A 9,001-nucleotide genomic window follows, 5' to 3' on the forward strand; every position below is an offset into this window, starting at 1 on the left:
GTGGATAAGTGGTGGAAAGGATAAAAAACATGAAAAAAATACTTATCCACAGTGGATATATTAAGCTCGACCAATTTCTGAAGCTCGCCGATTGTGTATCCACAGGAGGAATGGCTAAGGCTTTGCTGCAGGAGGGCCATGTGCTCGTTAACGGAGAAAAAGAAGAACGGCGTGGAAGAAAGCTCTACCCGGGTGATAGAATAGAGGTACAGGATAACGGCGTTTTTGAGGTTGAAGGCGGCGGAATAAAAGAGTAGTACTTCGGGGAGGCTTAAGCTTCGTGTTTGTCAAAAATATCGGTCTGCAGCATTATCGCAACTACGGGTTGTTGCGTCTGGAGAGCCTGGGCGATGTGAACCTGATTCTTGGCCAGAATGCCCAGGGCAAAACAAACCTCATGGAGGCTCTGTTTGTTCTGGCGATGACGAAAAGCCACCGCACATCCAAGGACAAGGAACTCATTTCGTTTGATGCTCCAGGAGGATCTGCTCAGATTGTTGCCGAAGTAGAGCGCAAGTACGGGGATTTGAAGCTGGAGCTGACGTTGTCCGCCCAGGGCAAAAAAGCCAGGATCAACGGACTGGAGCAGCGCCGGCTGAGCGAATTTGTCGGCTCACTCAATGTGGTTATGTTTGCTCCGGAAGATTTGGAAATTGTCAAAGGTACGCCGGGTATCCGCCGCCGTTTTCTCGATATGGAAATCGGGCAGGTGCAGCCCAGCTACCTTTTTCACTTACAGCAGTATCAGAAAGTCCTCCTCCAGAGAGGCAATTTGCTGAAGCAGCTATGGGGCAAGGAAGCAGCCGGCAAAGAGCTTTTAGAAATATGGGATGCCCAACTTGTAGAGCATGGTGTTAAAATCGTCAAAAAAAGGAAACAATTCATAAAGAAGCTGCAAATATGGGCAGAAAGCATTCACCGGGGCATTACGAACGGCGGAGAAGAGCTAAAACTGCTGTATGTTCCTTCCTTCGGAGAGCGTGAAGAGGAAGATGAAGCTGTCTTATTGGACAAATTTATGTTAAAGTTATCACAAACGAGAGAACAGGAAATCAGGCGCGGCATGACGCTGACGGGTCCCCATAGGGATGACCTGTCCTTTTTTATCAACGGAAGAGAAGCTCAGGTCTACGGTTCCCAGGGACAGCAGCGTACGACAGCTTTATCGCTCAAGCTGGCGGAAATTGAACTGATCCATGAGGAAATCGGAGAGTATCCTGTGCTGCTTCTTGATGACGTTTTGTCCGAACTTGATCCCTATCGTCAGACCCAGCTTATCGAAACTTTCCAGAGCAAGGTGCAGACCTTCATCACCGCCACCGGTGTGGAGAGTTTAAATGCAGATAAGCTTAAGGACGCAAGCCTGTTTCATGTTCATGATGGAAAAGTGGAGAATTAAAGAGCGGAGGCAGAGCATGTATATTCATTTGGGCGGGGAGAAGATTATCAGGTCTTCAGAGTTGATTGCTATATTTGATATATCGATTGAGAAATCCTCCAAGGTGTCGAAGCAGTTCATCGTTCATTCGGGCCAGGACAAAAGATTGGAACGAATCGGTGAAGAGGAAGCGAAATCCATCGTCGTCACCAAAAATACGGTATACTACTCCCCCATATCCTCCTCCACTCTCAAAAAAAGAGCCAAAATCTTGTTAGAGATATAGTTTAATCTGGGTTACAAGAGATAATCTGAAAGAAGTAGGTGAAGGCATGTCAATGAATCAACCGACATATGATGAGAGCCAGATTCAGGTGCTTGAGGGGCTGGAAGCTGTTCGGAAACGTCCCGGCATGTACATCGGCTCTACTAGTGCCAAAGGTCTGCATCATTTGGTCTGGGAGGTTGTCGATAATAGTATCGATGAGGCGCTGGCAGGTTTTTGCGACCGGATTCAAGTGGTTATACATGAAGATAACAGTGTTACCGTTATTGATAACGGGCGGGGGATTCCTGTCGGCGAGAATGTGAAGCTGAAGAAATCGACGCTTGAAGTTGTAATGACTGTCCTGCATGCAGGCGGTAAGTTTGGCGGCGGAGGATACAAAGTATCCGGCGGTCTGCATGGTGTAGGTATTTCAGTCGTGAATGCCTTGTCCGAGAAAGTAGTAGTAACCGTTAAGCGTGACGGCCATGTCTATCAGCAGGAATACAGACGCGGTGCACCGCAGTATGACATCAAAATCATCGGCGATTCCGATGAAACCGGCACAACTACAACTTTTCTTCCCGACCCGGAGATTTTTACCGAAACGACTGTTTTTGAATATTCTACATTGCTGACACGTATTCGTGAGCTGGCTTTTCTTAACAAGGGGATTGAGCTTTCACTGCTGGATGAACGGACGGGTGTTTCCAACTCGTTTAAATATGATGGCGGTATCGTTGAGTATGTGAAGTATTTGAACGAGAAAAAAGAAGCACTGCACGAGGAACCAATCTACGTGGAAGGCTCACGGGATATGATTGCAGTTGAAGTAGCTCTGCAGTACAACGATTCTTATACAGAGAACATTTACTCTTTTGCTAATAATATCAATACGCATGAAGGCGGAACGCATGAATCCGGCTTTAAGAGCGCCTTGACAAGAATAATCAATGACTATGCCCGCAAGACCGGGGTTATTAAGGATAGCAGCGGCAACCTGACCGGGGATGATGTCCGCGAAGGGTTAACGGCGATTATTTCGGTTAAAATTCCTGAGCCGCAGTTCGAAGGCCAAACGAAGACTAAGCTTGGCAACAGTGAAGTACGCGGAATTGTAGAGTCGCTGTTCGGGGAGAAGCTCCAGGAGTTTCTGGAAGAGAACCCTGCGGTTTCCCGGCGTGTGCTGGAGAAATCCCTGCAGGCTTCCCGTGCCCGTGAAGCGGCCCGTAAAGCCCGTGAGCTGACCCGCCGTAAGAGTGCGCTTGAAGTCAGCGCCCTTCCCGGCAAGCTTGCTGACTGTTCGTCCAAGGATGCCTCGATCAGCGAGCTGTACATCGTCGAAGGGGACTCTGCCGGCGGATCCGCCAAGCAGGGGCGTGACCGTCATTTCCAGGCGATTCTGCCGCTGCGCGGGAAGATTCTGAACGTCGAGAAGGCACGGCTTGACCGTATTTTGTCCAATGCCGAAATCCGGGCGATTATTACCGCTCTCGGAACAGGCATCAGCGATGATTTCGATCTGTCCAAAGCCCGTTACCACAAAATTGTCATCATGACCGATGCAGACGTCGACGGTGCCCATATCCGTACCTTGCTGCTGACCTTCTTCTACCGTTACATGCGGAAGATTATCGAAGCGGGATATATTTATATCGCACAGCCGCCGCTGTTCAAGATTGAGCGCAACAAAGTAATCCGCTACGCTCAAACCGAGAGAGAACGCGATGAAATTATCGCTACCTTTGGTGAGAATGTTAAGGTCAATGTTCAGCGCTATAAAGGTCTCGGAGAAATGAATGCCACTCAGCTGTGGGATACTACCATGGACCCTGAGAGCCGTATGATGCTGCAGGTAACGATTGAGGATGCTATTTTGGCTGACGGTATTTTCGATACGCTGATGGGTGACAATGTTGAACCGCGCCGTGAGTTTATTCAGGAGCATGCGCAATCGGTTCGTAACCTTGATATCTGATAATACCCCTGATAGATGACAGACACAGACCCCCGGCTTCTATTCGTAATTGAATAGCAGGCCGGGGGTTTTATCATAGTTTGGAGAGAAACTTGCGGCGGGGGCGGGTTGCCGGCCGGGTTCTTTTTAAACGTCCATAGGCTACAGCATAGCGGTGAATTCTGCGGTAGATGGATTTATCGGGAAACATTTTGAACACCATGATCGCGGGAAGTGTATTAACTTCAAGCAGCCACAGATCATGATGCTGATCTATTGCCACGTCCAGCCCGATTTCTTTAAGTCCGGGGTAGGCGGTTTCAAGCTGTGTGGCAATTTTGACACCCAGTGATTTAAGCTGCAGAATCATTTTCGCCATTTCCCCTGGCTTCATGTGCTCTTTAAACAATGCATCCACGGAGACTATGCTGCCCCCGTTATGATAGTTCGTGACCACCTTTTGCGGTGCAGCCACTCTTCCGAGCATACCTGTGGTCTCCCAGGCGCCAGCCGGATTTTTTTGCGTGAGCACGCGCAGATCAAATGGCCTTCCCTGGTGGCACAGCAGATCGATTCCCTGCTGCACCAGATATGGGCGTCCTTTGATTTTGGAAATTAATGCAGCATGGAGTTCCTCTACCGAGTTATATACCTCTGCATCCTTGGCATATCGTAAAATGTACATGACCTGCTCCCGTGTCTCGGGTACACCACTGTCTGCTGATGTGTCCTCAAGATCCGGCTGCTGTCCGCTGGGGCTTAAGTGTACTGTGCGCCGTTCGGCCCGCATAACCCCGGTACCATAGGTACCGCGGTCAGGCTTAATATATACCGTGCCATAGACTTCAAGCAGCTCAGACAAATGCTCCATCTTATATTTTCGCGTTTCCGGAATGAAGATCGCCAGCAGACGGTTTTGCAGGATGACTGCTGTTTTAGCCCATTTACTGGACACCCGTTGAATCCTCATTATCTTCCTCCTAGCCTATTCTTAATTGAATTTTGCATGCTTAATTGTCAGGACAAGCTAGCTAAATAATGTTATAATATAAGGATATGAGGTTATGCCTCTATGAGCGAAAATAGGGCCATAAAGCCACTCCTCTTGTCTGTATAGTCTATGTACTGAAGGCATTGGCGGAAAGGGCATATACCCCTACATGTGTTAAAAGAAATGAATAATAGCAGATATAAGGCTACCCGTGTTTAATTGTGCTGTTTTTGTGAAAGTAATATAATATAGGGTAGCGGTTTTTAACTGAAGGAGGTCCAGCAACTCATGGCTGAACAAAATAACCCGCAAATCAAAGATCGGGACATTGGTGAGGAAATGCGCGAATCCTTTATGGATTATGCGATGAGCATCATTGTAAGCCGGGCTTTGCCGGATGTGCGGGACGGACTTAAGCCTGTTCACCGGCGCATTTTGTTTGCGATGTCGGAACTCGGAATGTCTCCGGATAAACCTCACAAGAAGTCAGCGAGAATCGTCGGCGAGGTTATCGGTAAGTACCACCCTCACGGAGACTCTGCCGTCTATGAAACGATGGTGCGTATGGCCCAGGATTTCTCGATGCGGTATATGCTCGTGGATGGTCACGGAAACTTCGGTTCGATCGATGGAGATATGGCTGCAGCGATGCGTTACACAGAAGCACGCCTCTCCAAAATCGCAGGTGAAATGCTTCGTGATCTCAACAAAGAGACTGTTGATTTCGCACCCAACTATGACGGTGAAGAGCATGAGCCTGTAGTACTGCCTGCCCGTTACCCCAACCTGCTTGTTAACGGGGTAGGAGGGATAGCAGTAGGTATGGCTACCAATATTCCTCCGCATAATTTGGGAGAGGTTATTGATGGCGTACAGGCAATGATCAAGAATCCGGACATTACACCGATGGAACTGATGGAATATATTCAAGGACCGGATTTCCCTACGGCTGGATACATTTTAGGCCGTGAAGGTATTCGTCAGGCCTACCGCACTGGCCGCGGATCGGTTACGATGCGCGCCAAAGCGACCATTGAAGAGAACAATGGTAAAGCCCGGATCATCGTGCATGAGCTGCCTTATCAGGTCAACAAGGCGAGACTGGTTGAGAAGATTGCAGAGCTTGTACGCGAGAAGCGGATTGAGGGCATTACCGATCTGCGTGATGAATCTGACCGCACCGGTATGCGTGTAGTGGTCGAGATGAGACGCGATGTTAATCCGAGTGTTGTACTGAATAACCTGTACAAGCATACGGCAATGCAATCTACATTCGGCATCAATATGCTGGCGATCGTGAACAATCAGCCGGAGATTCTCAATCTTCGTGACGTGCTGTATCACTATTTGCAGCACCAAATTGAAGTTATCCGCCGCCGGACGATCTTTGATCTGAAGAAGGCAGAGGCACGGGCACATATTCTGGAAGGTCTGCGCATTGCGCTGGATCATCTGGATGAGGTAATCGCCCTGATCAGAGCTTCACGGACAACAGATATTGCCCGTGAAGGCCTGATGGAGACCTTCAGCCTTAGCATCGAGCAGGCACAAGCGATCCTTGATATGCGGATGCAGCGTCTGACCGGTCTGGAACGTGAGAAAATCGAGAATGAATATAACGAGCTGCTGGCCAAAATTGCTGAGTACCGCGAGATTTTGGCTAATGAGCATCTTGTACTGGAGATTATCAGTAATGAGCTTCAGGAAATTCGCGATAAATATTCGGATGACCGCCGTACTGAAATCACCGTTGGGGAAGAGAGCATTCTCGATGAGGATCTGATTCCGCGTGAAGAAGTGGTCATTACCATTACGCATACCGGCTACATTAAGCGTCTGCCGGTTAGCACCTACCGCAGCCAGAAGCGCGGCGGGCGCGGCGTCATTGGCATGGACACGAAGGATGAGGATTTCGTGGAGCATCTCTTCGTGAGCAATTCTCATAATTATCTGATGTTCTTTACCGATAAGGGTAAGGTATACCGGATTAAAGCCTATGAGATTCCAGAGCTTGGGCGTACTGCAAGGGGAACACCTATCATCAACCTGATTCAGATCGAGCAGGGTGAGAAGATCAGTGCAGTAATTCAGGTTGAGGAAGCTGACAGCGACAAGTATCTGTTCTTTGCGACCCGTGAGGGGATTGTGAAGAAGACGCCTCTGGAAGATTACAATAACATCCGCAAAGGCGGACTGATTGCGATCAATCTCCGCGAAGAGGATTCCTTGATCGAAGTGAAGCTGACTGATGGCCAGCAGAACCTGATTATTGGTACTGCGCGCGGTATGTCGATTACCTTCTCCGAGAACGATGTACGTTCCATGGGCCGCAGTGCAACCGGCGTTAAGGGAATCACCCTTGATGACAATGACCATGTCATTGGTATGGATTGCGTGGACAAGGATCTTGAAGTGTTGATCGTAACGACTAAAGGTTATGGTAAACGGACACCTGCCGGTGATTACCGTTCCCAGACCCGTGGCGGTAAAGGGATTAAGACGATCAATCTTACGGATAAGAATGGTCCGGTAGTCGGTCTGAAGGTCGTTAAGAATGATGAAGACCTTATGATTATCACGACAAGCGGAACATTGATCCGTACAAGCATGGATGGTATTTCTACTATGGGCCGTTATGCGCAGGGCGTTAAGCTAATCAACATCCGTGAAGATGATGCTGTAGCTACTCTTTGCAGAGCGGACAAAGAAGAAGAAGATCTGTCTGAGCACGAGGATGGCGAAGAAATCCAAGGTACAATAGTAGACGAAGTAGAAACGGTGACTGATTCTGAGCCTGAAGCAGATGTTGAAGGTGAAGAGGATAGTATCGAGTAGATTGAACTAATGAAGCATGAGTTCCTGATCCCAGGAGCTCATGCTTTTTTTATGTACAACAATATATTTTAGGAATTTGCTGCACACTATCTAGTCGCTTGCCGATATCCATAATATAATTAGAGAGTTAAGCGGTTAGTTGCCGCAAGGTAGCATTGGTGGCCGGTAATGTTCAGTCTCTCCAGCAGAGCAGCATTCCTGAGCGTAAGTTTCACAGAAACAGAGGGGCTGAGTTTATGCCAAACATATCCGTTGCAGAAGTAAAACCGGGTTCGAAAATTATTAAAGACGTTGTTACCCCCTTGGGGAGCGTGCTGTTTTCTAAGGGGAAGGTCATATTACCCCGTGATATTGAAATTTTGCAGGCTTTCCTGGTTCAACAGGTGGAGATAGAGGGAGCCCAGGGTGAGAACAAGCCTTCTGAGCCGGCTAAAGCCGGTACGAAGCCTCTCTCAGTTAAAACAGGAGCAACCATCAATGAGTCGTTGCTTGCCAAGAGCAATTCCCCCCTACATGATGAGTATGAAAAAATGCTGGCCCTGGTTAAGCAGAGCTACCGTTCCGTTGCCGCAGCTCCGCTGCCTATTTATGAATTGCGGAGTCAATTAGAGGCACTGATAAATGAGCTCAAGGATTATCATGTCTTAAAATTTACTCCGCGTGTTATTAATGATCAGGACTACAATTATCATAACGCTGTACTTTCAGCTCTTACCTCTTATAAAATAGCCCAATGGTGCGGATATCCGCAGAAGGATTGGATGCAGGCTGCTTTTGCCGGCTTGCTGCATGATATAGGAAATGTGAAGGTTGATGTCTCACTGCTGCAGAAGCCGACTCCACTGAGCGGTGCTGAGTTAGAAGAGGTCCGTAGACATACAACCTATGGTTACCAGCTGCTCCGTAATGTTACGGCCATTAATGAAGGAGTCAGACTCGCTGCACTTCAGCATCATGAGAAAATAGACGGTTCGGGTTATCCATTGCATCTTGAGGGTACCCAGATTCATTTCTACGCTAAGATTGTTGCGGTGGCCGATATATTCCACGCAATGACACTGGAGAAAGCCTACAGGAAGGCTCAGTCGCCTTACAAGGTATTGGAGCAGATTCTTACGGAGAGTTTCGGTAAGCTTGATCCGGTGATTGTTCAGACCTTTATTCAAAAAACAACCGACTTATACAATGGAACCAGAATCAAGCTGAGTGATGGACGCCATGGTGAAATCATTTTCACTGACCGGAGCAATCCTACACGTCCGATGGTTCAAGTCGAGGGCAAAATTGTGAATCTGATGCTTGAGCGTGATTTATACATTCAGGAGATCATCGCCTAGTCTGGTTCCATGCATTGTATAAAGCTGTGTTCCCTTCCGGTTCTGTTATTTGGGGCTGGGAGGAGGCACAGCTTTTAATTTGAAATCAATTTTTAAATAATGCTTGCAATCAAACGCTATACATGATATATTCTATTTCTGGCCGCGAAACATCAACGCCGAGCTCGAAAAAGAAGTTGAAAAAAGAGCTTGCATTGAACGGCTGGATGTGATATATTATAAGAGTTGCTGGTGACGA

The 9,001-nt window shown here is 48.0% G+C and carries 7 protein-coding genes; 6 read left to right on the forward strand and 1 reads right to left on the reverse strand.

The features are described 5' to 3' along the window. The first annotated feature begins 29 nt into the window (after positions 1-29). From yaaA to gyrB, 4 genes are read left to right on the forward strand one after another with little or no spacing between them, the layout of a single operon-like run. Positions 30-257: a S4 domain-containing protein YaaA gene (yaaA, locus tag L6H70_RS24735; protein ID WP_236336839.1), complete on the forward strand. Its 228-nt coding sequence runs from the start codon at positions 30-32 to the stop codon at positions 255-257. 23 nt (positions 258-280) lie between these two features. Continuing rightward, complete coding sequence (gene recF, locus L6H70_RS24740) at positions 281-1,399, forward strand: DNA replication/repair protein RecF (RefSeq protein ID WP_236336840.1); 1,119 nt, start codon at positions 281-283, stop codon at positions 1,397-1,399. 16 nt (positions 1,400-1,415) lie between these two features. Beyond that, complete coding sequence (gene remB / locus L6H70_RS24745) at positions 1,416-1,664, forward strand: extracellular matrix regulator RemB (protein WP_206102617.1); 249 nt, start codon at positions 1,416-1,418, stop codon at positions 1,662-1,664. Between the two features lie 46 nt (positions 1,665-1,710). Beyond that, positions 1,711-3,621, forward strand: coding sequence for a DNA topoisomerase (ATP-hydrolyzing) subunit B (gyrB, locus tag L6H70_RS24750; RefSeq protein ID WP_236336841.1), 1,911 nt, complete (start codon positions 1,711-1,713; stop codon positions 3,619-3,621). 73 nt (positions 3,622-3,694) lie between these two features. Here gyrB and L6H70_RS24755 read toward each other — a convergent pair whose 3' ends face one another. Then, positions 3,695-4,570, reverse strand: a complete 876-nt coding sequence (locus L6H70_RS24755; RefSeq protein ID WP_236336842.1) for a YheC/YheD family protein — start codon at positions 4,568-4,570, stop codon at positions 3,695-3,697. Between the two features lie 309 nt (positions 4,571-4,879). On the opposite strand from L6H70_RS24755, the gene gyrA reads away from it, so the two are divergent. Then, on the forward strand, positions 4,880-7,426 hold the full coding sequence (gene gyrA, locus L6H70_RS24760) for a DNA gyrase subunit A (protein WP_236336843.1): 2,547 nt from the start codon (positions 4,880-4,882) through the stop codon (positions 7,424-7,426). A 236-nt stretch (positions 7,427-7,662) separates the two neighbouring features. Continuing rightward, on the forward strand, positions 7,663-8,763 hold the full coding sequence (locus tag L6H70_RS24765) for an HD-GYP domain-containing protein (protein ID WP_236336845.1): 1,101 nt from the start codon (positions 7,663-7,665) through the stop codon (positions 8,761-8,763). The last annotated feature ends 238 nt before the right edge of the window (positions 8,764-9,001 follow it).

The sequence above is a fragment of the Paenibacillus auburnensis genome, from assembly GCF_927798115.1.
GTDB classification, from domain to species: Bacteria; Bacillota; Bacilli; order Paenibacillales; family Paenibacillaceae; genus Paenibacillus_AQ; species Paenibacillus_AQ auburnensis.

What these genes read in the sequence shown, in the direction of transcription:
- yaaA (WP_236336839.1), top strand. Translation starts at nt 30, where the DNA reads ATGAAAAAAATACTTATCCACAGTGGATATATTAAGCTCGACCAATTT.
- remB (WP_206102617.1), top strand. Translation starts at nt 1,416, where the DNA reads ATGTATATTCATTTGGGCGGGGAGAAGATTATCAGGTCTTCAGAGTTG.
- gyrB (WP_236336841.1), top strand. Translation starts at nt 1,711, where the DNA reads ATGTCAATGAATCAACCGACATATGATGAGAGCCAGATTCAGGTGCTT.
- L6H70_RS24755 (WP_236336842.1), bottom strand. Translation starts at nt 4,570, where the DNA reads ATGAGGATTCAACGGGTGTCCAGTAAATGGGCTAAAACAGCAGTCATC.
- gyrA (WP_236336843.1), top strand. Translation starts at nt 4,880, where the DNA reads ATGGCTGAACAAAATAACCCGCAAATCAAAGATCGGGACATTGGTGAG.
- L6H70_RS24765 (WP_236336845.1), top strand. Translation starts at nt 7,663, where the DNA reads ATGCCAAACATATCCGTTGCAGAAGTAAAACCGGGTTCGAAAATTATT.